Raw genomic sequence first — 22666 nt, forward strand, 5'->3', positions numbered from 1 at the left:
CTATGCCGGCTTTGCGCAGTGCAGCATATGCCGCGCGACTTTGAGGATTTTGATGGCGAAGCGTGACCTGTCCTACGTCTGCCAGTCCTGCGGCGCGGTCTATGCCCGCTGGCAGGGCAAGTGCGACGCCTGTGGCGGCTGGAACACCGTGGCCGAGGAGACCAACGTCGCCGCCACCGTGCCCGCCGCTCAGCGTGCCCGGAGCAAGGGGCGTCCGGTGCAGCTTGAAACGCTGCACGGCGAGGCCAAGCCCGCGCCGCGGATGATCTCCGGCATCGGCGAGCTGGACCGGGTAGCGGGCGGCGGCTTTGTGCCGGGCTCCATCGTGCTGTTGGGCGGCGACCCCGGCATCGGCAAGTCCACTTTGCTGGTGCAGGCGTCCGCCGCGCTGGCGAATGCGGGGCACCGGGTCATTTATGTGTCCGGCGAAGAGGCGGTGGATCAGGTGCGCATGCGCGCCTCCCGCCTCGGGCTGGCGCAGGCGCAGGTCGCGCTCGCCGCCGAGACCAATACCGAGAACATCCTCGCCACGTTTGCTGCCGGCAAGGCGGTGCAGTTCGTGGTGATCGATTCCATCCAGACCCTGTGGAGCGATTCGGTGGAATCGGCGCCCGGCACGGTCACGCAGGTGCGCACCTCCGCCCAGCTTCTGGTGCGCTATGCCAAGCAGAGCGGGGCGGCAGTGATCCTCGTTGGCCATGTCACCAAGGACGGCCAGATCGCCGGTCCCCGCGTGGTGGAGCACATGGTGGACGCGGTCTTCTCCTTCGAAGGCGACGGCGCCAACCAGTTCCGCATCCTGCGCGCCCAGAAGAACCGTTTCGGACCCACGGACGAGATCGGCGTGTTCGAGATGACGGGGGCGGGCCTGTCGCAGGTGCCGAACCCGTCCGAGCTTTTCCTCTCCCATCGTGACGCGGGCGCCCCCGGCACGGCGGTGTTCGCCGGCATGGAGGGCACGCGCCCGCTGCTCATGGAAATCCAGGCGCTGGTGGCGCCGTCCAGCCTCGGCACGCCGCGCCGCGCGGTGGTGGGCTGGGATTCGGCCCGCCTCGCCATGGTGCTGGCGGTGCTCGATGCGCGCTGCGGGGTGCGGCTTGGCGGGCATGACGTCTATCTCAACGTGGCCGGCGGCCTGCGCATCAGCGAGCCGGCGGCGGACATCGCCGTGGCGGCGGCGCTGGTGTCCTCGCTCACCGGCGCGCCCTTGCCTTCAGACGCTGTTTTCTTCGGCGAGGTGAGCCTCACGGGGGCGGTGCGGCAGGTGTCGCAGGCGGCGGCGCGGCTGAAGGAAGCGGCCAAGCTCGGCTTCAACAAGGTGGTGATGCCGGCGCTGGGCGATGGCACCTCCAACGGCCTTGAGGTGGATACGGTGACATCGCTGGCCGGGCTGGTGGCGGGCATCGCCGCCCGCGCTCCACGCAGAGCAGCGATGCCGAAGCCCGAGATGTCGGAGCAAGAGGGATGATGACGGCGCGTGTCTTGCCCGCTATACGTCCCCGCTCACGGCGCTCCGCCATTTCCCCATCGGCCCGCCGGTTGCCCGTCGGCAGCCGCCTCGACGGATGCATTGACCGATGCCTGTGACGCTGCTTGATCTCATCCTGATCGGCGTAATGCTGGTTTCAGGCCTGCTGGCCATGGTTCGCGGCCTGCTGCGCGAAGTCTTCAGCATCGTCTCCTGGGTCGCCGCTGCCGGCGTGACCCTGTATTTCTATCCGCAGCTGCTGCCGCTGACGAAACAGTATGTGGCGCAGGACATGGTGGCGACCGCCGTCACCGTCGCCATCCTCTTCCTCGGCACGCTGCTGATCGTGACCATCATCGCGGCCCGCCTGTCGGATGCCGTGCTGGACAGCCGCATCGGTGCGCTCGACCGCACGCTCGGTTTTGTGTTCGGCCTCGCCCGCGGCTTTCTCGTTGTGGTGGTCGCCTTCCTGTTCTTCAACTGGCTGGTGCCGGACAAGTCGCAGCCGCCGTGGGTCCTGAACGCCAAATCCCGGCCGGTGATGCAAAATGCCGGGAACTGGATCGTCTCCTTGTTGCCGGACGACCCTGAAAACACCATCTTGAAGCGGCTAAAGAAATCGCCTGCTGGCGAAGACGGGGCCACTCCCCCGGATTCGACGAGCGGAGCGCGCTAGAACCGAGACCACTCAACGTTGAGTGGTCAATCGGTCGACAATTGAAGCAATAGAGGGTGATCCACCGACCGGTTGGAAGCAGTTTCGTTTCCATTCGGGTGGATCGCACTTTAGGCGTGGGGGGAGACCACGGTCGCTGCTGGACGAGCACCAGCACCGAAGTGATTCAGGCCGGATACCGCTGCACGTCGCGGCACGGGTTCGATCAACTGCTCGACAGCACGCGCGCCAGCGGCCGGTGAGCCGCCGAGCGGAGGCATCGATGGATTTGGACACCGCAGCCCTCAAAGGTCATGGCCTGCATCTGGAAGACCCGCATGACGTGGCGGCCCACCACGCCACGTATGAGCCTGCGGGCGCTGCCGGCGGGCGGGCGGATTTCAACGCGGACCTCGACGGCGACACGCTGCGCGAGGAATGCGGTGTGTTCGGCATCTTCAATCATCCCGATGCCGCCGCCATAACCACCATCGGCCTGCATGCGCTCCAGCATCGCGGTCAGGAAGCAGCCGGCATCGTCACCTATGACGGCCGCCGCTTCCATTCCGAGCGCCGCCTCGGTCTTGTGGGCGACACCTTCTCCGATGCCCGCATCATCGAGCGCCTGCCCGGCCATATCTCGGTCGGCCACGTGCGCTATTCGACCACCGGCGAGACCCTGCTGCGCAACGTGCAGCCCCTCTTCGCCGAGCTGGACGCGGGCGGCTTCGCGGTCGGCCACAACGGCAACCTCACCAACGGCCTGACGCTGCGCAAGCAGCTGGTGCGCGACGGCGCCATCACCCAGTCCACCACGGACACCGAGGTGATCCTGCATCTGGTGGCGCGCTCCAAGAAGAACCGCTTCATCGACCGCTTCATCGATGCCCTGCGCGCGCTGGAAGGCGCCTATGCGCTGGTGGCGGTGACGAACAACAAGCTGATCGGCGCCCGCGACCCGCTGGGCATCCGCCCGCTGGTGCTGGGCTCGCTGGACGGCGCTCCCATTCTAGCCTCGGAGACCTGCGCCCTCGACATCATCGGCGCGCGCTATGTGCGCGACGTGGAGAATGGCGAGGTCATCGTGATCGACGAGGAGGGCGTGCAGTCCTTCAAGCCGTTCCCGGAAGTGGCGCCGCGTCCCTGCCTGTTCGAGTACATCTATTTCGCCCGTCCCGACTCCGTGGTCGGTGGCCGCTCCGTCTATCAGGTGCGCCGCTCCTTCGGCGAGGTGCTGGCAGCGGAAGGCCCGGCCGAGGCCGACGTGGTGGTCCCGGTGCCTGATTCCGGCGTGCCGGCGGCCATCGGCTTCTCCCGCGCCTCGGGCATCCCCTACGAGCTGGGCATCATCCGGAACCACTATGTGGGCCGCACCTTCATCCAGCCGACGCAGACCGTGCGTGATCAGGGCGTGCGCATGAAGCATTCGGCCAACCGTTCGGTGGTCGAGGGCAAGCGCATCGTTCTGGTGGACGACAGCCTCGTGCGCGGCACCACCTCGGTGAAGATCGTGCAGATGATGCGCGAGGCCGGCGCCCGCGAGGTGCATTTCCGCATCGCTTCCCCGCCGATCACCCATCCCGACTTCTACGGCATCGACACGCCGGACCGGGACAAGCTGCTGGCCGCGACCCACGATCTGGAGAGCATGCGCCGCTATATCGGCGCCGACTCGCTGGCGTTCCTCTCGGTGGAGGGCGTGTACCGCGCGCTCGGCTGCGAGCGTGATCCGGTGCGTCCGCAGTTCTCGGATCACTATTTCACCGGCGACTACCCCACCCCGCTCACCGACAAGGCGGGCGCTGTGGCCTCCCAGCAGCTCTCGCTGCTGGCGGAAGCCAGCTGAGCCAAAGAGACGCTGTGCTAGGCAAGCTGACCGGCTGACATCAGGGCGCGGACGGGCTAGACCCGTTCGCGCCTTTTTCTTTTGTCCAGCAGCGAGATCCCCCATGACCGAGCGACCCTTCGCCGACAAGATCGCCGTCGTCACCGGAGCCACCCGTGGCGTCGGCGAGGCTGTTGCGGTGGCTCTGGCGGCCGGCGGCGCCCATGTGGTGGCGCTCGGCCGCACGGAAGGCGCACTGGAGGAGCTGGACGACAAGATCGTTGCCGCCGGCGGAACCTCGACCCTCGTGCCCATGGACGTCACTGATTACGACGCCATCGACCGGCTCGGTGCTGCGCTTTACGAGCGATACGGCCATCTCGACGTCTTCGTGGGCAATGCGGGCTTTCTCGGGCCCCTGACCCCCATGCGCGACGTGGAGCTGAAGGACTGGGACAAGGCGGTGAACATCAACCTCACCGCCAACTATCGCTTCATCCGCTCGTTCGATCCGCTGCTGCGCATGGCGACGTCCGGGCGTGCGGTGCTGGTGTCCTCGGGCGCGGCCCACAAGGATCGCGCCTATTGGGGCCCCTATGCCATCACCAAGGCGGGGCTTGAAGTGATGGGCCGTACCTGGGCGGCGGAGACTGTCACCACGCCGCTGAAGATCAACCTCTTCAATCCCGGCCCGATCCGCACCCGCATGCGCGCCAAGGCGTTCCCGGGCGAGGATCCGATGACCCTGCCCACGCCCGAGGAAGCGGCCGAGGCCATCGTGGCGCTGTGTCGCACCGATTTCATGGAGACGGGCAAGCTCTATGACTTCCCGACCCGCTCCATTCAGGCTTTCCGCGCGCCGGCCTGACGCAAGGAAACTGTCCGGTCGTTCATTTTGGAGCCTTTTGGGGCGTCTCTTGCTTCCATCGGGCCGGACAGGGCTTTAGACAGGAACAGCGGTCTAGAGCACGTCCGATTTTGATTGCTCCGCAATCGAAATCGAAAGACGTTCTCTATCAACGTTTAGAGACGTATTCACGGTTCAGATTTTCAATCTGAACCGATCCGGCTCTTGAGGAGCGGTTGATCCGCTATCCTCCCTTTTCCTGTTCTGGAGTGCTTCATGTCCGAGCCCCTGACCATTGCCTTCGCCAAGCACGGCACGGCGCCGAAGGGCGTCCTCATCGTTCTTACCGACGACGCGCTCAATTTCGGCCGCGAGACGCAGAAGGTCCTGAAGCCCGTGCACGCGCAACTGGTGCGTGCCATGGAGGCGGATCGCTTCAAGGGCAAGCTCGGCAACGCGCTGGAAATCATCGCGCCGGCAGGGCTGGATGTGGCCCGCCTCGTGGTGCTGGGCGTCGGCAAGACCATCGAGCTGAAGACCAGCGATTATCTGCGACTTGGTGGCATCGCCGCCGGCAAGATCCCCGGCGGCACCACCGCCGCCACGCTGGTGGCTGATCTGCCCAACGGCCGGCTGGTGGCCGAGGCGGCGGCGGAAATGGCGCTGGGCGCGCGGCTGCGCTCCTACGCTTTCGACCGCTACAAGACCCGCAAGAAGGAAGGCGACGCCGATCCGGTGAAGCTCACCCTGACGCTGACGGTGCCGGACGAGCCCGCAGCCAAGCGCGCCTGGGCCGAGCGCGGGCCGGTGGGCGAGGGCGTGCTGCTGGCGCGGGAGCTGGTCAACGAGCCGGCCAATGTGCTCGATCCGGAAGAATTCGCGCGCCGGGCCGAACTGCTCACCAGCGTGGGCGTCGAGGTGGAGGTGCTGGACGACGCCGCGCTCACGCGCATCGGCATGCGTGCGCTCCTCGGCGTGGCGCAGGGCTCCATCAAGGAAAGCCGCGTCGTCATCATGCGCTGGAACGGCGGCAAGGCCGGCGAGGCGCCTGTGGCCTTCATCGGCAAGGGCGTGACCTTCGACACCGGCGGCATCTCCATCAAGCCGGCCGCCGGCATGGAGGACATGAAGGGCGACATGGGCGGGGCCGCCTGCGTCACCGGCCTCATGCACGCGCTGGCCGCCCGCAAGGCGAAGGTGAATGCCGTTGGCCTCATCGGCCTCGTGGAGAACATGCCCGACGGCGCCGCCCAGCGGCCCGGTGACATCGTCACCTCGCTGTCCGGCCAGACCATCGAGATCATCAATACCGACGCCGAGGGCCGCCTCGTTCTGGCGGACGTGCTCTGGTACGCGAAGGATCGCTTCAAGCCGAAATTCATGGTGGACCTCGCCACCCTGACCGGCGCGATCATGGTGGCGCTGGGCACGGAATATGCCGGCCTGTTCTCCAATGACGACACGCTGAGCAGCCAGCTCACCGCCGCCGGGCAGGCGACGGGCGAGCGGGTGTGGCGCATGCCGCTCGGCCCGGAGTATGACAAGCTGATCGACAGCCGCTTCGCCGACATGAAGAACACCGGCGGCCGCAACGGCGGCTCGATCACGGCGGCGCAGTTCCTTCAGCGCTACGTGGACAAGACCCCCTGGGCGCATCTTGATGTCGCCGGCACGGCCATGGGGGCCGCCGCCAGCGATATCAACAAGAGCTGGGGTCCGGGCTGGGGCGTGCGCCTGCTCGACCAACTGGTGCGCGATCACTACGAGAAGTGAGCGCCATGACCACGCGCGCGCCGGATCTCATCCGCATTTCCGCAGCCGGGGCCAACCTCTGTGAGGTGATGGACCAGGTGCAGGGAACAGGCGCGCCTGTGGTTCTCACCCGAGGGGCGGCCGAGGCCGTTGTCGTGGCCCCCCTCAGTAATCGGAACGGGATGGAGGAGACGCTGCACCTGCTCTCCTCGCCTGCCGGCGCCGCGCGTCTGAATGAGGCCATCGGCGAGCTGAATGCCGGCCGCGGCCCCGTGAGCAGGCGTCCCTGATGACCGAAGTTCTCTTCTATCATCTGGAGCGAAAGCCGCTGGAAGACGCGCTACCGGCGCTGCTGGAGAAGTCGCTGGAGCGGGGCTGGCGTTGCGTGGTGCATGTGGGCTCGACCGAGCGCCGGGATGCGCTCGATTCCCATCTGTGGACCTACAATGACGCTGGCTTCCTGCCCCACGGCACCGACGCCCAGCCGCGCCCGGAACGCCAGCCCGTGCTGCTGACGGTGACGGATGCGAATCCCAACGGTGCGAACGTGCGCTTTCTGGTGGACGGCACCAGCGTGGCCGATGCCGCGTCCTATACCCGTCTCGTGCACATGTTCGACGGCCGCGACGATGCGGCGGTGTCTGCTGCCCGCGAGCGCTGGCGCGAGGCCAAGGCGGCCGGCCATGAGCTGACGTACTGGCAGCAGGACGAGAACGGCCGCTGGGTCCGCAAGGCCTGATATTTCCTGATCATACCCAAAGGCGCGACAGTCGGCTGTCCGACGGTGCGCGAGCCTGCGTGCCCGCAAATAAAAAGGCGCGGTGCACATAGGGCACCGCGCCAAGTTGACCTTCAGGGAGGACCTACAGGGAAGGTCTGTTCGTCAAAACGAACAAACCGTCATCCGTGTCGAACACAATGGCATTTAACATTACAAAGTCAATAGACTTTATAATGCACATTTTCTGAACGTTTAATCGCGCTGTGGACTTGGGCACGACTCTGCTAGAGGGAAGCCATCATCGGAGGACCGCTGCCCATGTCCCGCCGCATCGCCTACTTCTTCTCGGTCGTCAGCCCGTGGAGCTTTCTCGGCCACACGCGTTTCATGGAACTGGCCGCGACCCATGGCGCGACAGTGGACTTCCACCCGGTCGAACTCGGGCCGGTGTTCGCTGAGACAGGCGGCCTTCCGCTCGCCAAGCGCGCGCCCCAGCGGCAGCGCATGCGGCTGGTGGAATTGCAGCGCTGGCGGCTCAAGCTCGGGCTCGATTTTCACATCCAGCCGCAACACTGGCCCTTCGACGGCAGCCAGGTGGACCGAACGGTCCTCGCGGCGATCAAGGCGGGGCACCCCGTGGACGATCTGATCCGGCGCCTGTTCTCGGGCGTGTGGCAGCGGCAGGAGAACCTTGCCGATCCGGCGGTGGTGGTGGACATCCTCGACGAACTCGGCCTGCCCGGCGCCCTGCTCCTTGAGCAGGCGGACACGGAGGAGGTCCGGGCGGCCTATCTCGCCAACCGTGAGACGGCGCTCGCTGCCGATGTATTCGGCGCGCCCTCTTATGTGCTCGATGGCGAGGTGTTCTGGGGGCAGGACCGGCTGGACCTGCTGGCCGATGCCCTGGCCTCCGGCCGGCCGCCCTTCAGCGCCTGAGGCGGCAAAAGGGCGCGCGATGTCTGCGCCCCCGTTCTGCCCGCTTCTGCTGGCAGCTTGACGTTGGAGAAGGGATGGGCCCTACGGCCTCTCCCGGCGTCAGGAGGTGCGGATGCAGCGAACTCTTTTTCTTCTCGGCCTGAGCCTGCTGCCAACCCTCGCCGTGGCACAGCCGGCGCCGCCCGTGGCCTCCACGCCGGAGGCAATGGTGCCCGCCGAGGCGCGGGGCCGCTATTCCTTCCAGCCTGTCGATGGCGGCGTGCTCAAGATGGACAGCCAGACCGGCATGGTTTCCCTGTGCAGCAGGGGCGCCGGCGGCAGCTTCTCCTGTCTCGCCGTTCCGGACAGCCGCGATGCCTATGAAGCCGAGATCGCCCGCCTGCAGGCGCAGCTTGCCGGCAAGGGGCCTGCGGCGACGGTGGACAGCGGCAACAAGCTCACCGTGCCCCTGCCGTCGCAGAATGACCTCGACGCGGCCTATGCCTATGCGGCGGGCCTCTATAACCGCATGAAGAACTACATTCAGGGCACCGAGCCCTGATCCTGTTCAGGCTGTGCGCAGGAAGTCGATGATCTTCCGTTGGCCGGCATCGGCCAGCGTGCCGACGAAGCCGGTGAAGACGTGGCAGCCGCCGGGAAACACCTCCAGCGCAGCCTTGTTGCCCGCCGCCAGCCAGCGGTTGGCCATGAATACGCTGTCGTCCAGCAACGGGTCGCGGGTGCCGATGATGAACTGCGCCTTCGGCAGGCCATCGAGGCTGGCCAGCAAGGGCGATACGTCCGGCAGGTCCGCCTCTCCCTCCAGCCGCAGATAGTTGCGCACGAAGCGCTCGATGTCGGCGGTGTTGAGCACGAGCCGCTCCTCACCCCACGTGCGTGCGCTGGGGGTGAGGCGCAGGTCGTAGCAGCCGGCATGGAGGCTGGCAGCGGTGAACGGACGGAGCCCGTGCCGGTCGCGCAGCCGCAGCAGCGTAGTGACGGCGAGGTGTGCGCCCGCCGATTCGCCGCCGATGAGAAAACGCTCCGTGCCGAACAGCGAGAGCCCCTCGCGCACCAGCCAGAGTGCCACCGCCTCGCAGTCATCGGGGGCGGCGGGATAGGGCACTTCGGGGGCGAGCGCATAATCCACCGACACCACTGCAAGACCGGCGGATGCGATGGCATCGTTCAGCCCGTCTTCCTCACGGGCGGAGCCGATGGTCCAGCCGCCGCCGTGGAAATGCAGATAGACGCCCGTGGGCACGCTGTCCGGCAGATAGATGCGCACCGGCACGGGGCCGCGCGGGCCTTCGATGCTGTCCACCCGGGCGCGCTGGCTTTCCGGCGGCAGCGGAAAAGTGCCCTTGCCGGAGAGGCGCGCTTGCCGCACCACCGCCCATGGCACCAGGCCAAGGTCCGGCATCTTGGACAGCGCCTTGACGATGGCGGCATTGATCATTTTGGTGTCCGGCGCCACAGCGGCGTCAGCGAACAGCGACGGATCGAGGGACAGGCGGCTCATCGGGCTCCCTTGCGGCCGGTGCCGGGCACTGGCTGGCGGGGTGGAAGACGGTGGCAAACGTGGTCGCCTTGCCAGGCCGTGGCAAGTTGCCGATACGGCAAGGTCCATCTTGCGTTGCCCAAATGCCATAACGAGGAAAAGACACCGTGAAGCGAACGCCTGCCACCAGCGTCCCGGTCAGCCTTCAGGCCCAGAGCGTGCTGGAAGTGGAGACGCGTGGGCAAGGGTTTACGGACCTCACCCGCGAGGCGTGCGCCTTCCTTTCCGAGATTGCGGCAGGACAAGGCGTGCTGACGGTCTTTTGCCGGCACACATCCGCGTCCCTCACCATTCAGGAGAATGCGGACCCGGACGTGCAAACGGATCTGCTCACGGCGCTGGATGATCTGGCTCCGCGCAACCGGGGCTGGGTGCACGACACGGAGGGGCCGGATGACATGCCGGCCCATGTGCGCACGCTGCTGAGCGATACGGCGCTCACCATTCCTGTGGCGGACGGGCGTCCGCGACTCGGTACATGGCAGGGGCTCTATCTGATCGAGCATCGCGACCGCCCGCACCGCCGGCAGGTGATCCTGAGTTTCCTCGGAAGCGGCCGGAACGACTAGGACGATGATCGACGATCAAGCGACGACTAACGACGATCAGCGGCGACTTGCCTTGACGTGGTAGCGCCCGCCGCTTATAGGAGCGCCTTCCTGATCCTGCGGGGTTGACGTCAGCGGTTGCAGAACGCGACCGGACGGAAGCCGCGTGAAACACTAACGAACGAAGGATACTGCCATGTCCCGGCGGTGCGATCTGACCGGCAAAGCGGTCCTGACCGGCAACCTCGTGAGCCACTCGAACCGCAAGACCCGTCGCCGGTTCCTGCCGAACCTGTGCAGCGTCACGCTCCAGAGCGATGTGCTCAAGCGTTCGATCCGTCTGCGCATCAGCGCCAATGCGCTGAAGTCGGTGGATCACCGCGGTGGTCTCGATGCTTTCCTGGTGAAGGCCCGTGACGAAGAGTTGGCTCCCCGCGCACTCGAGCTGAAGCGCCAGATCGCCAAGGCGAATGCCGAGGCCGTTGCGGCCGCCTGAGGCCGTGCGCATCTTCGAAAGCGCTGTGAAATCAGAACCGCGAGCGTTCACGCTCGCGGTTTTTGCCATGTGCGCGGCGGTGCTCGGCGCCAACGTGCTGGTGCAGTATCCTTTCACGCCCTTCGGGCTGGAGGATTACCTCACCTATGGTGCCTTCACCTATCCGGTCACTTTCCTCGTCAATGATCTGACGAACCGCCGTCTCGGCCTCGCCCGGACGCGGCTGGTGATCTATGTCGGCTTCGCGCTGGCGGTGCTGCTGTCCATCGGCCTGGCGACGCCGCGTATTGCGCTGGCCTCCGGGGCCGCCTTCCTGTCCGCCCAATTGCTGGACGCCACCGTCTTCAATCGCCTGCGCCGCCGCGCGTGGTGGATGCCGCCGGCTATGGCTGGTTTCGTGTCCAGCGCGCTCGACACGGTGGTCTTCTTCTCGCTCGCCTTCGCCGGCACGGGGCTGCCCTGGACCTCGTGGGCGCTGTGCGACTACGGCGTGAAGCTGGCGATGATTCTGGTCTTCCTTGGCCCCTACAAGGCGATCATCGCCCGCATGCCTGTCTGGCAGCCGGCACCGGCCCGCGCCTGAGGGGCCGACGCTTCAGGTCTGGTCGCGCAGCAGGCGGCGGATCACCTTGCCGGTGCTGGTCAGCGGCAGCTCATCCATGAATACGATCTCGCGCGGATATTCATAGGCCGCAAGGCGCGTGCGCACGAAGGTCTGGATGTCCGCCGCCAGCTCGGGGCTCGGCTTCACGCCCGGCCGCAGCACCAGAACCGCTTTGACGATTTCGGTGCGCAGCGGATCGGGCTTGCCCACCACGGCGGCGATCTGCACGGCCGGATGGCGCAGCAGGCAATCCTCGATCTCGCTCGGGCCGATGCGATAGCCGGCCGAGGTGATGACGTCGTCATCCCGGCCCTGGAAATGCACGTAGCCGTCTTCATCGAGGCGTGCGAGGTCGCCGGTCAGCAGCAGGTCGCCGAGGAATTTGCGTTGCGTCGCCTCCGGCTGGTTCCAGTAGCGCAGGAACATCACCGGATCGGGCGCCCGCACGGCGATCTGCCCCATCTCTCCGATGTTGCAGGGCGTGCCGTCGGGGCGCACCACATGCACGTCATGCCCGGGCAGGGGCTTGCCGGTGGCGCCTGCGCGGGCGATGCCCGGCTTGGCGTTGGAGCCGATCACGTAATTGCACTCGGTCTGGCCATAGAATTCGTTCACGGCCACGCCCAGCGCCTGCCGGCCCCATTCGAACGTCTCCGCTCCCAGCGCCTCGCCGGCGGTGCCCACCGTGCGCAGATCGAAGCCGAAGCGGCCGCGTGGATCGGTGACGCCGCGCATCATCTTCAGCGCGGTGGGGGGGATGAAGACGTTGCGTACGCCGGCCGTCCGCAACAGGCGGAAGGCGGCTTCGGGATCGAACTTGCCGGGCGGCTGCACCACCACTGGCACGCCGAGAGCCAGCGAGGACAGCAGCGTGTTGAGCAGCCCGCCCGCCCATGCCCAGTCGGAGGGTGTCCACATGCGGTCGCCGGGATGAGGCATGGCGTCGTGAGTGAATTCAAGGCCGGCCACATGCCCGATCAGCACCCGGTGGCCATGTAGCGCACCCTTGGGCGCCCCGGTGGTGCCGGAGGTGTAGATCATCAGCGCGGGATCGTCCGGCCCGCTGTCGATGGCGAGCGGCTTCGGGGAGCCCTTGGCCAGTAGCGTCGAGAAATCCTCGACGCCGGTATCGGCGCCGTCCACGGAGACGATCAGCTCCAGCGCCTCCGGCCGGGTCTCGAGCTTGGCGAGGCCGGTGGCGTCGCAGACCAGAGCCTTGGCGCCGGAATCCTCAAGCCGATAGGTCAGCGCCTCGACGCCGAAGGCTGAGGCCAGCGGCACCGCGATGGCGCCCAGCTTGTAGACCGCCAGATGGGTGACGAGCACCTCGATGCCCTGCGGCAGCAGGATGGCAACTCGGTCGCCTCTGGCTATGCCGTGGGCAGCCAGCGCATGAGCGAGACGGTTGGAGGCGGTGGCGATATGGCCGTAGCTGACGGGCTCGAAGTCCGCGCCCTTCGGCACGAACAGAGCGGGCCGGTGCGGATCACGCGTCGCCCAGCTGTCGCAGGCGTGAATCGCCATGTTGTAGCGAGCGGGAAGGCGCCATTGAAAGGTGGCGCGCATCCGGTCGAAATCGCCAAGGTTTGCGAGCATACAATGTGCTTAAACCTTGGGCACACAGAATGCCAGCGCAGCTGCGAGAAAAATGACGCAGTGCGGTATCACCCTTTAGTTGGGTAACGTTAGGGCATGTTTTGGGCTCAGCGCCCGGCGTCGTCCGGGGTCGCCAGCACCAGAGCCCAATACACCTTGTACTTGGAGCGCGGGTTGAAGGCGGTGGCGATGCCCATGCGGGTGACACCGGTGGTCAGCATGTTCTTGTTGTGGGGCGGGCTGTCACGCCAGCCGGAGAAGGCTTCGGCCAGGGTGTGGTAGCCGGCGCCCACATTCTCCACCGCCACCTTCGGTTTGTAGCCGGAGGCGTTCATGCGCTGCACGAAGGTGCGGCCTCCCACTTCATGGGAGAGCGTGTCGGCCCGCGCCATGGCGTCGGCCTGATCCTGAGCCACCCGGCTCAGAGCCGGATCGAGCGTGACCGGGTTGAGGCCCTTGGTGATGCGATAGTCGGAGAAGACGGAGGCTGCGGCCTCGGCGTTCACCGGCTGCCCACTCTTGGCGAGGTTCTCGTAGAAGGCGGGCTGCTTGGGCGCCTCGATATCCGCCGTGCCACAGCCGGCAAGGGCGAGCGTCGCCAGAAGCGCGAAGGGCACGGCGCGGCGCGCGCGGGAAGACTGCGCCGCCGGGCGGCGGCCCGTGGAAGGGAAGGAACCGAGATCGCTCATGCGGCTGTTCTGCGCCCAAGAGGGTTGAGGAAGCGTTATCGGTCGGCGGTGTTCTAATGCCGTCGACCCAATGGGATCATCCCGTGGAAGCACCGATGGAACCGCCACCCTTGCGGGGCGGCGTGACGGATGCCTCGGGTGCGGCCTGCGGCTCGGGTGCGGCTTCCGGCTCCGGTTCATGGGCCGGTGCGGCGGCGGCCCACGGCTGGCTGGCCATGACCACACCCCTCTGGCGGAAGCGGCGCAGGATGGAGAAGTGCAGGTCGCTCTTCACGGTGAGCGAGTAATCCACGTTCGCCACCACGCAGCGCAGCTCGAACAGGATGCCGGCATCCGCGAACTTTGTGATGAAGACACGCGGTGGGGGACTCTGGAGCACCTGCGGATGGTCGCAGGCACAGGCCACCAGAATGTCGCGCACCTCTTCCACGTCCGAGTCGTAGGTGACGTTGAGCGCCACGATGACCCGGCCCGTGGTGTTGGAGTGGGTCCAGTTCTTCACCATGCCGGTGATGAGGTCCGAGTTCGGGACGATGACGGTGGCCCGCTCGAAGGTCTCGATCTCGGTGGAACGCACGCTGATGCGGCGGACGTAGCCTTCCTCGCCCTTCACATTGATGGTGTCGCCCACGCGGATGGGGCGCTCGGTGAGCAGGATGAGGCCGGACACGAAGTTGGAGATGATGGCCTGAAGGCCGAAACCGATACCGACCGACAGGGCACCGGCGACGAGGGCGATGTTCTCGAGATTGAGACCGATCTGACCCATCGCGATCATGATCGCGAAGATGATGCCCACATAGCCGATGATGGTGGAGATGGAGGTCTGGAGGCTCGCCTCCATGCCCGTGCCCGGCAGCAGCTTGGACGACACCCATTTCTGCAGTCCGCGTGCCAGCAGGATGCCAACGATGAGCAGCGCCACCGCATAGAGCACGTTCCACAGCGTGATGGTGGTGGTGCCGATATGGACGCCGAAGGAGACGCGGTCGATGGTCTCCATGATGTCGGCGGACGAGGTGCCCCAACTGCCCGCCATCACCAGCGCGGCGACCACGAACAGGAACAGCTTCAGCAGGCCCGAGATGAGGGTGGCGATGACCTCCAGGCTCTTGGTGCGCAGGCCGAGCGTCTTGGAGAGCATGCGGGAGCGGTGGGTGTCCGCGGCCAGGCCCTCGCCGAAGAAGGCGTCGATGAGGCTGTAGAGGATGTAGAGCGCCGCCAGCACCGCCGCAGCGACCAGAATGCGGGCGCCGAGGAAGCTGGCGAAGCTGACATAGCCGGCGACCAGAGCACCGACCATCACCGCGATCACCAGCCATAGGACCGTGCGCACGCGGGACAGCGAGGAGCTCTCGATGGAGGGGGGCTCGCTGTCGCCGCCGCTCTCGGCGAGCGAGATGGCGCGGGCCTCTTCTTCCTCCGCGATGCGGCCGATGGACACCAGCATCAGGCCGATGAACACGCTGATGAACACGACCCCGATGCCGGAGGCGAGCACGGTGAGGGCCACGGGCGTGAACAGCGCCCGGTTGAGTGCATTGACGAAGGAGGCGACGGCCAGCACCGTCACCGACCAGGAGTAATAGCGGAAGATCGCCGAGGCTGTGGCATCCGAGAATGCCGGCAACCGCCGCCAGGGCTGCCCCGGCGCCAGCAGCGACTTGGCCAGGGCACGGCCCACCGAATGGATGAAGACCGCCACCACCAGCCCGTGCAGGATCTCGGCAGCGCGGGGCGGCACGATGTCGAAGCCGGTCAGGAAATTGACCGCGGCGATTGTCGCCAGCGGGCCGACGAGGCTTTCGAACACCGCCACCTTGATGGCTTCGCGCACGGCGCGCAGGCGTGGCAGGGCAACGCCATCGGCCGGCTGCCCGCCGCTGAGGCGCCGGCGCAGCGCCCGGCCGAGGAAGACGATGATCCCCACGATGGCCAGCACGCCGAACGACAATGCGGCAAGGGTGAGCAGGTCCTGTCGTTGGCGGGCGTAGCTGAAGGAGTCCGTCACCAACAGCGACAGGCTGCGATATCCGGCCTGCAGGGCAGTGGCGCCCGTGGCCCAGAGGCTGGGATCCACGATGCTGATGGAGCGCTCGAACAACTGGCCCGTGAAGAGCTCTCGCCGACGGGTGCTGATGCGCTCCGACAGCTGATCTGCCCGTGCGGCCAGGGCGCGGTTCTGCTTCACGAGGCCGTCGATATCGGCGGTCAGCGCCTTCAGATGCTCGCGATCGGCGGTGACGCTGGCATCCTCGGGAGCCGCACCGGCGGCGGGGGGCGCGCCGAGTTCCTCAAGGCGCATCTTGGCGTCGGCGGCACGGGGCGTCAGGATTTCGCCACGAGTCTGAAGATCGCGGCGCACCGGATCAAGGCGGGTGCGCAGATCATCGAGATCGGGTGCGCGCAGGCCCTCCACGCCGAGCGCGGCGTCAAGGGCATCAAGGGCGGAGCGGTTGGCTTCCAGCCGTTCGCGTGCGGTCGCGATGGCGGGATCGGTGGGCGGCGCCGCCTGCACCGCCGGCGCCGCCAGCATGCACAGGATAAGGGCCAGCAAACTCGCGATCCGCACCACAGTACGCCGCATCAGGAAACCTCCGGGGAAAGGCAAGGCAGGCCCGTTGGCCTGCCGATCTTGAGTTCGCAGCATTCGCGCCGGGGCGTGAAAAGCAAGGCCGGCCGGGACGCAAATGCCGCGTGATCCTCAGGTCTTCAAGGAATCGCACAGGATGGATGGACGGCTCCCATAGGTTGCGAAGGCGGCAGCCTCGTGGCGGCGTGCGGCTGAAAAAGCCATTGACGGGCTGCCCTTGTCGGGCGAGGCAGGGCCTCCCGCGCGCTCTGAAACGCGCAACCGGTTCCGGATTTTCGCTCATGACGACTGCCGCCGCCCCCGCTGCCAAGCTTGCCGAAGATGCGCTCGCCTATGCGCGGGCGCTGATCCGTGCGCCGTCCGTTACCCCCGACGCGACGGGCGCGCTGGACGTGGTGGCGGATCTGCTGCGACAGGCGGGCTACCGGGTGGAGCGCCTCGTCTCCGACACCGGCGGCGTGGCGGTGGACAATCTCTATGCCCGCATCGGCACCACCTCGCCGAACCTGTGCTTTGCCGGCCATGTGGATGTGGTGCCGCCGGGCGCGGAAGACGCTTGGCGTCATCCGCCCTTTTCCGGAGCACTGGAGGACGGCGTGCTCTACGGACGGGGCGCCGTGGACATGAAGGGCGCGGTCGGCGCCTTTCTGGCGGCGGCCCTCCATCATGGCGCGCCGGCCCATGGCAGCATTTCCTTCCTCATCACCGGCGATGAGGAAGGCCCGGCGCTGGATGGCACGGTGAAGGTGGTGGAATGGCTCGCGGCTACCGGCGAGGTGATCGACCATTGCGTGGTGGGCGAGCCCACCAATCCCGAGGCGCTGGGCGACATGGTGAAGATCGGCCGGCGTGGCAGCCTGTCCGGCGTCATCACCGTGACAGGCAAGCAGGGGCACGTGGCCTATCCGCACCGGGCCGACAATCCCATTCCTCGCCTCGTGCGGCTGCTCAGCGCCCTGACGGCGGAGCCGCTGGATGCGGGCTCCGACCATTTCCCGCCCTCCAATCTGGAAGTGGTCAGCGTGGACGTGGGCAATCCGGCCTTCAACGTCATTCCCGCCGTGGCGACGGCGCGCTTCAATGTCCGCTACAACGACCTTTATTCGCTCGCCACCTTGAAGGCCGAGATCGAGCGGCGGCTGGGCACCGCGGGCGAAGCCTATGATCTGGTCTTCCAGCGTGGCGCCAGCGAGAGCTTCCTCACCGCGCCCGGCACTTTCGTGGAAACGGTGCTGGATGCGGTGGAGGACGTGACCGGGCGGCGGCCGGAAATGTCCACCACGGGCGGCACCTCGGACGCCCGCTTCATCAAGGCGCTGTGCCCGGTGCTGGAATTCGGCCTCGTGGGCCAGACCATGCATATGGTGGACGAGCAGACGCCCGTCGCCGATCTCGTCGCGCTGGCCGCCATCTATGAGCGGCTCATCGTGCGCTATTTCGCGACCTTCGCCGCCTGAAGTCCCTGCCGGAAGGATCGATCATGACCGAAGAAACCCAGACCCTCTCCGTCGACGGCCAGTCAATCGCGGTGCGGCGCATCCCCGGCCGTGGTCCCGGCGTGATCTGGCTGGGCGGGTTCAAGTCCGACATGACGGGCACCAAGGCGCAGGCGCTGGCGGATTGGGCCGAGCAGCGCGGGCAAGGTTTCCTGCGCTTCGATTATTCCGGCCATGGCGCGTCGTCCGGCGCGTTCGAGGACGGCACCATCTCCCAATGGGCGAAGGAAGCGCGGGCGGTGCTCGATGCCACCGAGGGGCCGCAGGTGCTGGTGGGCTCCTCCATGGGGGGGTGGATTTCCCTGCTGCTGGCCCGCGCGCTGGCGGCGGAGGGCGCCAAACGCCTCGCCGGCATGGTCCTGATCGCGCCCGCGCCGGATTTCACCCATGAGCTGATGTGGGAGAGTTTTCCCGAGGCGGTGAAGGAGGAAATTCTCGCCAAGGGCTCCTATGCGCGGCCGTCCGACTATGGCGACCCCTATGTGATCACCCGCGCGCTGATCGAAGACGGGCGCAAGAATCTGGTGCTCGGCTCGCCCTTCGCGGTGGGCTGCCCGGTGCGCATCCTGCAGGGCGCCCATGACGTGGATGTGCCGTGGCGCCATGCCATGCGGCTCGTCACCTGCCTTGCCGAGGACGACGTGGTGTTCACCCTGATCAAGGATGGCGACCATCGTCTGTCGCGGCCGCAGGACATCGAACGCCTGACTGCCACGCTGGATCGCTTCCTGGGCGAGATTTCGCCCGGCGCCTGAAGCGCCGGGCGGACGGGGTCAGACCCTCACGATGGTGCGTCCACGCACCTTGCCGGCCAGGATGGCGTCGGCGAGGCCGGGCACGTCCTCCAGCGCCACTTCCTGCGTGAGGCTGGCGAGATCGGCCTCGGTCAGCTCGCGGGCCAGACGGCTCCAGGCCTCCTCCCGGCGGGCCTTTGAGGCATCCACGGAATTGACGCCCATCAGGCACACGCCGCGCAGGATGAAGGGGAAGACACTGGTGGGCAGGTCCGTGCCCCCGGCCAGCCCGCAGGCGGCGACCGCCCCCTCCGAAGCCGTGGCGGCGATGGCATTGGCGAGGATCGTGCCCCCCACGGTGTCCACCACGCCGGCCCAGCGCTCCGATTGCAGCGGCTTGCCCGCCTCCTGCATCACGGCGCGGTCCATGATTTCGGTGGCGCCGAGGGCAGTGAGGAAATCGGCCTCCTGCGGCCGCCCGGTCAAAGCCACCACCCGGTAGCCGAGGCGTGAGAGCAGCCGCACGGCGATACTGCCCACCCCGCCGGCCGCACCCGTGACGAGCACTTCGCCGCCCTTGGTGATGCCGTGGCGCTCCAGCGCCATCACGCACAGCATGGCGGTGAACCCCGCTGTGCCGATGGCCATGGCAAGACGGGGCGTGAGCGGAGCCGGCAGTTTCACCAGCCAGTCGCCCTTCACCCGCGCGCGTTCGGAAAAGCCGCCGGACCAGTTCTCCCCGACGCCCCAGCCGGTGAGGACCACCGCGTCGCCCGGTGCGAAGGCCGGGTTCTCGCTGGCGCGCACCGTGCCGGCGAAATCGATGCCGGGTGCCATGGGAAAGGTGCGCAGGATGCGGCCAAGGCCTTTCAGGGCAAGGCCATCCTTATAGTTCAGCGTGGAATAGGCGACATCCACCGTGACGTCGGCGGCGGGCAGGAAGCTGTTGTCCACCTGCTCCAGCGCAATGGTCTGCCCGCTTTCGGTCTTGCGGGCCACGATGGCCTTGAAAGTCTCGCTGCTCATGGTCCGCTCGTCCTCACTTGGCTGCGAATTCGGCCGCGAGCGTCTCAGCGCTGCGGGTCAGCAGATGGAAGTCGATGGCCACCGAGGTGAACAGGCTGCCGGCGGCGATGTAGCGACGGGCGAGAGCGGGATCCGGTGTCAGGATGCCGGGCCGGTTGCCGGCGGCGACGATGCGCCGGAGGGTCTTCTCGATGAGTTCGACCATCTCCGGTTCACCCTGGCCGCCGAGGTGGCCGAGGCTGGCTGTCAGGTCGCCGGGGCCGATGAAGACGCCATCGATACCCTCGACGGCGCAGATGGCTTCGAGCTCGTCCAGCGCGGCGGCAGTTTCGATCTGCACCAAAACGCAGATCTCCTCATGGGCCTGCTGATGATAATCGGCGATGCGCCCGAATCGGGTGGCGCGGGTACCGCCCGCGAAACCACGGATGCCGTGTGGCGGATAACGCGTGGCGGCGACCGCCTGCCGGGCTTCCTCGGCGGTCTGCACCATGGGGATGAGCAGGCTTTGCGCGCCGGCATCGAGGAAGCGCTTGATGGCGACGGAGTCATTCCAGGGCACGCGGACTACGGGATGGGCCTTGCCGGCCGCTGCGGCCTGAAGCTCGGCATAGATTTGCGGCAGGTCGGCGGGGGTATGCTCGGTATCCACCAGCAGCCAGTCGTAACCGGCACCCGCGAGCATCTCAATGGTGAAGGGGGAGGGGATGGCGCACCACATGCCGATCTGCTGCTGGCCGGCATACAGGGCACGGCGGAACGTGTTGAGCGGCAAGGTTTCCGTTGGCATGGCGTTTCCGGATTGTTGTTGGCCGATTACGCCGACGATCCTAGAGCGTTTCCGTGTTTCATGGAAACACAGAAACACTCCAACTCATTGATAGAGAATGTCTTTCGGCTTGGGTTGCGAAGCAGGCAAAGCCGGACATGCTGCGAAAGCAGGCTTCCCAGCGCCTGCAACGCTCTCGCTATGGCAAGTCGCAACGGTATCAATATCTTGGATGGAATGTTGCGGGACCTGCAGCCCGCGTGGGGGCGCGCAGGCAATAAAAAACCCCTCGCTGGTGCGAGGGGTTTTTTATTACGGAGCAATCGCAACGCAGGAGAAAATCCCGCGCTGACGTCAAGCCGAACTCAGGCCTTGCCGGTCTTACGGCGGAGGCGGACGACCACGTCCACGCGGGCCACTTCGAAGCCTTCGGGGGCTTCGGGCAGGCGATCGACCGTGACCGAGCTATGCGGAATATCCACCAGCTCGTTCTGGCCTTCCACGTAGAAGTGGTGATGGTCCGAGGCGTTGGTGTCGAAATAGGTCTTGGAGCCGTCCACGGCCACTTCGCGCAGGAGCGTCACTTCCGTGAACTGATGCAGCGTATTGTAGACGGTGGCCAGCGAGACCGGGAAGCGCGCACGGATGGCTTCCTCGTGCAGCATTTCCGCCGTCACATGACGGTCGCCCTTGGCGAATAGAAGCCAGCCGAGGGCCAGACGCTGGCGAGTCGGGCGCAGCCCCACTTCACGCAGCATCTCGCGCACGTCATGGAAAGGGCAGCCAGTGCGGCGTGCCGAATTCACGTCGCGAAGCTGGGCCACGGGAAGAACGGCTTCCTCATGCTCCACCTGGATACGGGTGGTGCCGGTGCCGAGGCTCGTGCGGATACGGGTCATCTCGTTCATGGGCGGCTAGCAATCTCGTGCAGTCAAGGTCTGCGGATGGGGCGGACCGTCAAGCGACCGCTTATCAATCTCATATACCCGATCCAAATGCTTATTGCCACTATTACAGATTGGACATGGACTAATGTAAGCCAAGGCGCAGCAATGCCTTTTTCGTGACGAGACGGCACATGGACAGGGGCCTGCCCGCGGGTTATCCGCATGTCAGCCTACCGGTGGCAAACCCTTGATGTACCTGACGTAAGGTGCATCATTGAGGCGTGCATCGGATGTTTCAACCAGCAGGGTGCTTGCGTGACCCATCCGCGTTCTTCCGGCCTCGCCGGGTCTGTCTCCGCTCTTCTAGGCTCTCCAGTGCTGGTGGCGCTTCTGATTGCTTTGGGGGCGGCGTTCGCGCTCGCATCCGCCTGGTATTTCCAGCTGGTGGTCGGGCTCGCGCCCTGTCCGCTCTGCCTCGATCAGCGTCTGCCTTACTATGCTGCCGTTCCCATTGGACTCATTCTCGCACTGGTCGGGCGTACCCGGCCTGGCGTGGCACGTTGGGGGCTCTGGATTCTGGCGGCGCTGATGGCGGTCGATGCGGGCATCGCCATTTATCACGCGGGCGTCGAATGGCGCTTTTGGGAAGGGCCGACCACCTGCACCGGAACAGCGCCGCAAGTGGTTACAGATATCATGGCGGCGATAAAAACCACCCGCGTCCCCCGCTGTGACGAGGCTGCATGGCGCCTATTCGGAATTTCAATGGCTGGCTGGAATGCCCTCATCGCCCTGGCCCTCGCCGCCATAGCGGTCAAGGGCGCCACAGCCCGCCGCTGAGGGGCAGGAGGAGGGGACGGGTTTACGGATCCAGCTCGGTGTCCCAGTAGAGGTAATCCATCCAGCTCTCATGCAGATAGTTCGGCGGGAAATGCCGGCCGTTCTGGTGCAGGTCATGGACGGACGGATGATAGGGCGTCTGCGCGGGCCACATGTGGCAGGCGTCGGGCATCATGCTGCCCTTGCGCAGATTGCAGGGCGAGCAGGCCGCCACCACATTTTCCCATGTGGTCTGGCCGCCGCGGGCTCGCGGAACCACGTGATCGAAGGTGAGGTCGTCGCGACTGCCGCAATATTGGCAGGTGAAACGGTCGCGCAGAAAGACGTTGAAGCGGGTGAAGGCGGGCTGACGGGTCGGCTTCACGAAACTGCGCAGCGAAACCACACTGGGGAGCCGAAGCTCGAACCCGGGACTTCGCACCGCCTTGTCGTAATATTCGACGATGTTCACGCGGTCGAGGAAGACCGCTTTTATCGCGTCCTGCCAGCACCATACTGACAAGGGATAGTAGCTCAGCGGGCGATAGTCCGCATTCAGCACAAGTGCTGGCCACGCGCCTGGTGATAAAGCAGCGGTCAAGGATCGTGCTCCTCGCCCTCCATCCCACCCGAATCGAGCAGGCCCAATCTGTACGCGCGGATAC

General features: G+C 66.4%; 23 protein-coding genes. 15 read left to right on the forward strand and 8 right to left on the reverse strand.

All coding sequences use genetic code 11. The features are described 5' to 3' along the window. The first annotated feature begins 52 nt into the window (after positions 1-52). The 9 genes from radA (at position 53) to IEW24_RS26770 (ending at position 8745) form a co-directional block, all read left to right on the forward strand. Positions 53-1468 (forward strand): DNA repair protein RadA, encoded by a 1416-nt coding sequence (gene radA / locus IEW24_RS26730; protein ID WP_188583975.1) that lies wholly within the window; start codon positions 53-55, stop codon positions 1466-1468. A gap of 109 nt (positions 1469-1577) precedes the next feature. Further along, complete coding sequence (locus tag IEW24_RS26735) at positions 1578-2144, forward strand: CvpA family protein (RefSeq protein ID WP_188583976.1); 567 nt, start codon at positions 1578-1580, stop codon at positions 2142-2144. A gap of 262 nt (positions 2145-2406) precedes the next feature. Continuing rightward, positions 2407-3969 carry an amidophosphoribosyltransferase gene (gene purF / locus IEW24_RS26740; RefSeq protein WP_188583977.1) on the forward strand — a complete coding sequence of 521 codons (1563 nt, stop codon included), beginning with the start codon at positions 2407-2409 and terminating at the stop codon, positions 3967-3969. A 103-nt stretch (positions 3970-4072) separates the two neighbouring features. Then, positions 4073-4816, forward strand: coding sequence for an SDR family NAD(P)-dependent oxidoreductase (locus IEW24_RS26745; protein WP_188583978.1), 744 nt, complete (start codon positions 4073-4075; stop codon positions 4814-4816). Positions 4817-5071: 255 nt separating this feature from the next. Further along, positions 5072-6568: a leucyl aminopeptidase gene (locus IEW24_RS26750; RefSeq protein WP_188583979.1), complete on the forward strand. Its 1497-nt coding sequence runs from the start codon at positions 5072-5074 to the stop codon at positions 6566-6568. A 5-nt stretch (positions 6569-6573) separates the two neighbouring features. After that, on the forward strand, positions 6574-6837 hold the full coding sequence (locus IEW24_RS26755; protein WP_188583980.1) for a type II toxin-antitoxin system Phd/YefM family antitoxin: 264 nt from the start codon (positions 6574-6576) through the stop codon (positions 6835-6837). Then, positions 6837-7286, forward strand: a complete 450-nt coding sequence (locus IEW24_RS26760) for a DNA polymerase III subunit chi (protein ID WP_188583981.1) — start codon at positions 6837-6839, stop codon at positions 7284-7286. The genes IEW24_RS26755 and IEW24_RS26760 overlap by 1 nt, the downstream gene beginning before the upstream one ends. A 300-nt stretch (positions 7287-7586) precedes the next feature. Next, a complete protein-coding gene (locus tag IEW24_RS26765) occupies positions 7587-8204 on the forward strand; it encodes a 2-hydroxychromene-2-carboxylate isomerase (RefSeq protein WP_188583982.1) in 618 nt (205 codons plus the stop codon). A 112-nt stretch (positions 8205-8316) separates the two neighbouring features. Continuing rightward, entirely contained in the window at positions 8317-8745 is a 429-nt protein-coding gene (locus tag IEW24_RS26770) for a hypothetical protein (protein WP_188583983.1), read from the forward strand. Positions 8746-8751: 6 nt separating this feature from the next. On the opposite strand, the gene IEW24_RS26775 is transcribed toward IEW24_RS26770, so the two are convergent. Continuing rightward, entirely contained in the window at positions 8752-9705 is a 954-nt protein-coding gene (locus IEW24_RS26775) for an alpha/beta hydrolase (protein WP_188583984.1), read from the reverse strand. 146 nt (positions 9706-9851) lie between these two features. Between IEW24_RS26775 and IEW24_RS26780 the strand changes: the two genes are divergently transcribed. From IEW24_RS26780 to IEW24_RS26790, 3 genes are all read left to right on the forward strand, one after another. Next, a complete protein-coding gene (locus tag IEW24_RS26780) occupies positions 9852-10313 on the forward strand; it encodes a secondary thiamine-phosphate synthase enzyme YjbQ (RefSeq protein ID WP_188583985.1) in 462 nt (153 codons plus the stop codon). 175 nt (positions 10314-10488) lie between these two features. Then, complete coding sequence (gene rpmB, locus IEW24_RS26785; RefSeq protein ID WP_188583986.1) at positions 10489-10788, forward strand: 50S ribosomal protein L28; 300 nt, start codon at positions 10489-10491, stop codon at positions 10786-10788. A gap of 67 nt (positions 10789-10855) precedes the next feature. After that, positions 10856-11371, forward strand: coding sequence for a queuosine precursor transporter (locus tag IEW24_RS26790; RefSeq protein ID WP_210324297.1), 516 nt, complete (start codon positions 10856-10858; stop codon positions 11369-11371). A 12-nt stretch (positions 11372-11383) separates the two neighbouring features. Here the strand turns inward: IEW24_RS26790 and IEW24_RS26795 are convergent, their stop codons facing one another. From IEW24_RS26795 to IEW24_RS26805, 3 genes are all read right to left on the reverse strand, one after another. Further along, entirely contained in the window at positions 11384-12988 is a 1605-nt protein-coding gene (locus IEW24_RS26795) for an AMP-binding protein (protein WP_188583988.1), read from the reverse strand. Positions 12989-13095: 107 nt separating this feature from the next. Next, positions 13096-13677 carry a CAP domain-containing protein gene (locus IEW24_RS26800; RefSeq protein WP_188583989.1) on the reverse strand — a complete coding sequence of 194 codons (582 nt, stop codon included), beginning with the start codon at positions 13675-13677 and terminating at the stop codon, positions 13096-13098. A 76-nt stretch (positions 13678-13753) separates the two neighbouring features. Then, positions 13754-16264, reverse strand: coding sequence for a DUF3772 domain-containing protein (locus IEW24_RS26805; protein WP_244644695.1), 2511 nt, complete (start codon positions 16262-16264; stop codon positions 13754-13756). A 287-nt stretch (positions 16265-16551) separates the two neighbouring features. On the opposite strand from IEW24_RS26805, the gene dapE reads away from it, so the two are divergent. Both dapE and IEW24_RS26815 read left to right on the forward strand, forming a co-directional pair. After that, a complete protein-coding gene (gene dapE, locus IEW24_RS26810; RefSeq protein ID WP_188583991.1) occupies positions 16552-17727 on the forward strand; it encodes a succinyl-diaminopimelate desuccinylase in 1176 nt (391 codons plus the stop codon). Between the two features lie 23 nt (positions 17728-17750). Beyond that, positions 17751-18521 (forward strand): alpha/beta hydrolase, encoded by a 771-nt coding sequence (locus IEW24_RS26815; RefSeq protein WP_188583992.1) that lies wholly within the window; start codon positions 17751-17753, stop codon positions 18519-18521. A gap of 18 nt (positions 18522-18539) precedes the next feature. Here IEW24_RS26815 and acuI read toward each other — a convergent pair whose 3' ends face one another. The 3 genes from acuI to irrA all read right to left on the reverse strand — a co-directional run bounded on the left by acuI (position 18540) and on the right by irrA (position 21203). Then, a complete protein-coding gene (gene acuI, locus IEW24_RS26820) occupies positions 18540-19526 on the reverse strand; it encodes an acrylyl-CoA reductase (NADPH) (RefSeq protein ID WP_188583993.1) in 987 nt (328 codons plus the stop codon). Positions 19527-19539: 13 nt separating this feature from the next. Beyond that, positions 19540-20316, reverse strand: a complete 777-nt coding sequence (locus tag IEW24_RS26825; RefSeq protein WP_188583994.1) for an HpcH/HpaI aldolase family protein — start codon at positions 20314-20316, stop codon at positions 19540-19542. Between the two features lie 344 nt (positions 20317-20660). Further along, complete coding sequence (gene irrA / locus IEW24_RS26830; RefSeq protein ID WP_373870146.1) at positions 20661-21203, reverse strand: iron response transcriptional regulator IrrA; 543 nt, start codon at positions 21201-21203, stop codon at positions 20661-20663. A 360-nt stretch (positions 21204-21563) separates the two neighbouring features. Here irrA and IEW24_RS26835 point away from each other — a divergent pair, with 360 nt between their 5' ends. Further along, positions 21564-22022 (forward strand): disulfide bond formation protein B, encoded by a 459-nt coding sequence (locus tag IEW24_RS26835; protein ID WP_244644696.1) that lies wholly within the window; start codon positions 21564-21566, stop codon positions 22020-22022. Positions 22023-22044: 22 nt separating this feature from the next. On the opposite strand, the gene IEW24_RS26840 is transcribed toward IEW24_RS26835, so the two are convergent. Further along, positions 22045-22602: an HNH endonuclease gene (locus IEW24_RS26840; protein WP_188583996.1), complete on the reverse strand. Its 558-nt coding sequence runs from the start codon at positions 22600-22602 to the stop codon at positions 22045-22047. Between the last annotated feature and the right edge of the window lie 64 nt (positions 22603-22666).

The organism is Azorhizobium oxalatiphilum (assembly GCF_014635325.1).
GTDB lineage: Bacteria > Pseudomonadota > Alphaproteobacteria > Rhizobiales > Xanthobacteraceae > Azorhizobium > Azorhizobium oxalatiphilum.

What these genes read in the sequence shown, in the direction of transcription:
- radA (WP_188583975.1), top strand. Translation starts at nt 53, where the DNA reads ATGGCGAAGCGTGACCTGTCCTACGTCTGCCAGTCCTGCGGCGCGGTC.
- IEW24_RS26735 (WP_188583976.1), top strand. Translation starts at nt 1,578, where the DNA reads ATGCCTGTGACGCTGCTTGATCTCATCCTGATCGGCGTAATGCTGGTT.
- purF (WP_188583977.1), top strand. Translation starts at nt 2,407, where the DNA reads ATGGATTTGGACACCGCAGCCCTCAAAGGTCATGGCCTGCATCTGGAA.
- IEW24_RS26745 (WP_188583978.1), top strand. Translation starts at nt 4,073, where the DNA reads ATGACCGAGCGACCCTTCGCCGACAAGATCGCCGTCGTCACCGGAGCC.
- IEW24_RS26750 (WP_188583979.1), top strand. Translation starts at nt 5,072, where the DNA reads ATGTCCGAGCCCCTGACCATTGCCTTCGCCAAGCACGGCACGGCGCCG.
- IEW24_RS26755 (WP_188583980.1), top strand. Translation starts at nt 6,574, where the DNA reads ATGACCACGCGCGCGCCGGATCTCATCCGCATTTCCGCAGCCGGGGCC.
- IEW24_RS26760 (WP_188583981.1), top strand. Translation starts at nt 6,837, where the DNA reads ATGACCGAAGTTCTCTTCTATCATCTGGAGCGAAAGCCGCTGGAAGAC.
- IEW24_RS26765 (WP_188583982.1), top strand. Translation starts at nt 7,587, where the DNA reads ATGTCCCGCCGCATCGCCTACTTCTTCTCGGTCGTCAGCCCGTGGAGC.
- IEW24_RS26770 (WP_188583983.1), top strand. Translation starts at nt 8,317, where the DNA reads ATGCAGCGAACTCTTTTTCTTCTCGGCCTGAGCCTGCTGCCAACCCTC.
- IEW24_RS26775 (WP_188583984.1), bottom strand. Translation starts at nt 9,705, where the DNA reads ATGAGCCGCCTGTCCCTCGATCCGTCGCTGTTCGCTGACGCCGCTGTG.
- rpmB (WP_188583986.1), top strand. Translation starts at nt 10,489, where the DNA reads ATGTCCCGGCGGTGCGATCTGACCGGCAAAGCGGTCCTGACCGGCAAC.
- IEW24_RS26790 (WP_210324297.1), top strand. Translation starts at nt 10,856, where the DNA reads ATGTGCGCGGCGGTGCTCGGCGCCAACGTGCTGGTGCAGTATCCTTTC.
- IEW24_RS26795 (WP_188583988.1), bottom strand. Translation starts at nt 12,988, where the DNA reads ATGCTCGCAAACCTTGGCGATTTCGACCGGATGCGCGCCACCTTTCAA.
- IEW24_RS26800 (WP_188583989.1), bottom strand. Translation starts at nt 13,677, where the DNA reads ATGAGCGATCTCGGTTCCTTCCCTTCCACGGGCCGCCGCCCGGCGGCG.
- IEW24_RS26805 (WP_244644695.1), bottom strand. Translation starts at nt 16,264, where the DNA reads ATGCGGCGTACTGTGGTGCGGATCGCGAGTTTGCTGGCCCTTATCCTG.
- dapE (WP_188583991.1), top strand. Translation starts at nt 16,552, where the DNA reads ATGACGACTGCCGCCGCCCCCGCTGCCAAGCTTGCCGAAGATGCGCTC.
- IEW24_RS26815 (WP_188583992.1), top strand. Translation starts at nt 17,751, where the DNA reads ATGACCGAAGAAACCCAGACCCTCTCCGTCGACGGCCAGTCAATCGCG.
- acuI (WP_188583993.1), bottom strand. Translation starts at nt 19,526, where the DNA reads ATGAGCAGCGAGACTTTCAAGGCCATCGTGGCCCGCAAGACCGAAAGC.
- IEW24_RS26825 (WP_188583994.1), bottom strand. Translation starts at nt 20,316, where the DNA reads ATGCCAACGGAAACCTTGCCGCTCAACACGTTCCGCCGTGCCCTGTAT.
- irrA (WP_373870146.1), bottom strand. Translation starts at nt 21,203, where the DNA reads ATGAACGAGATGACCCGTATCCGCACGAGCCTCGGCACCGGCACCACC.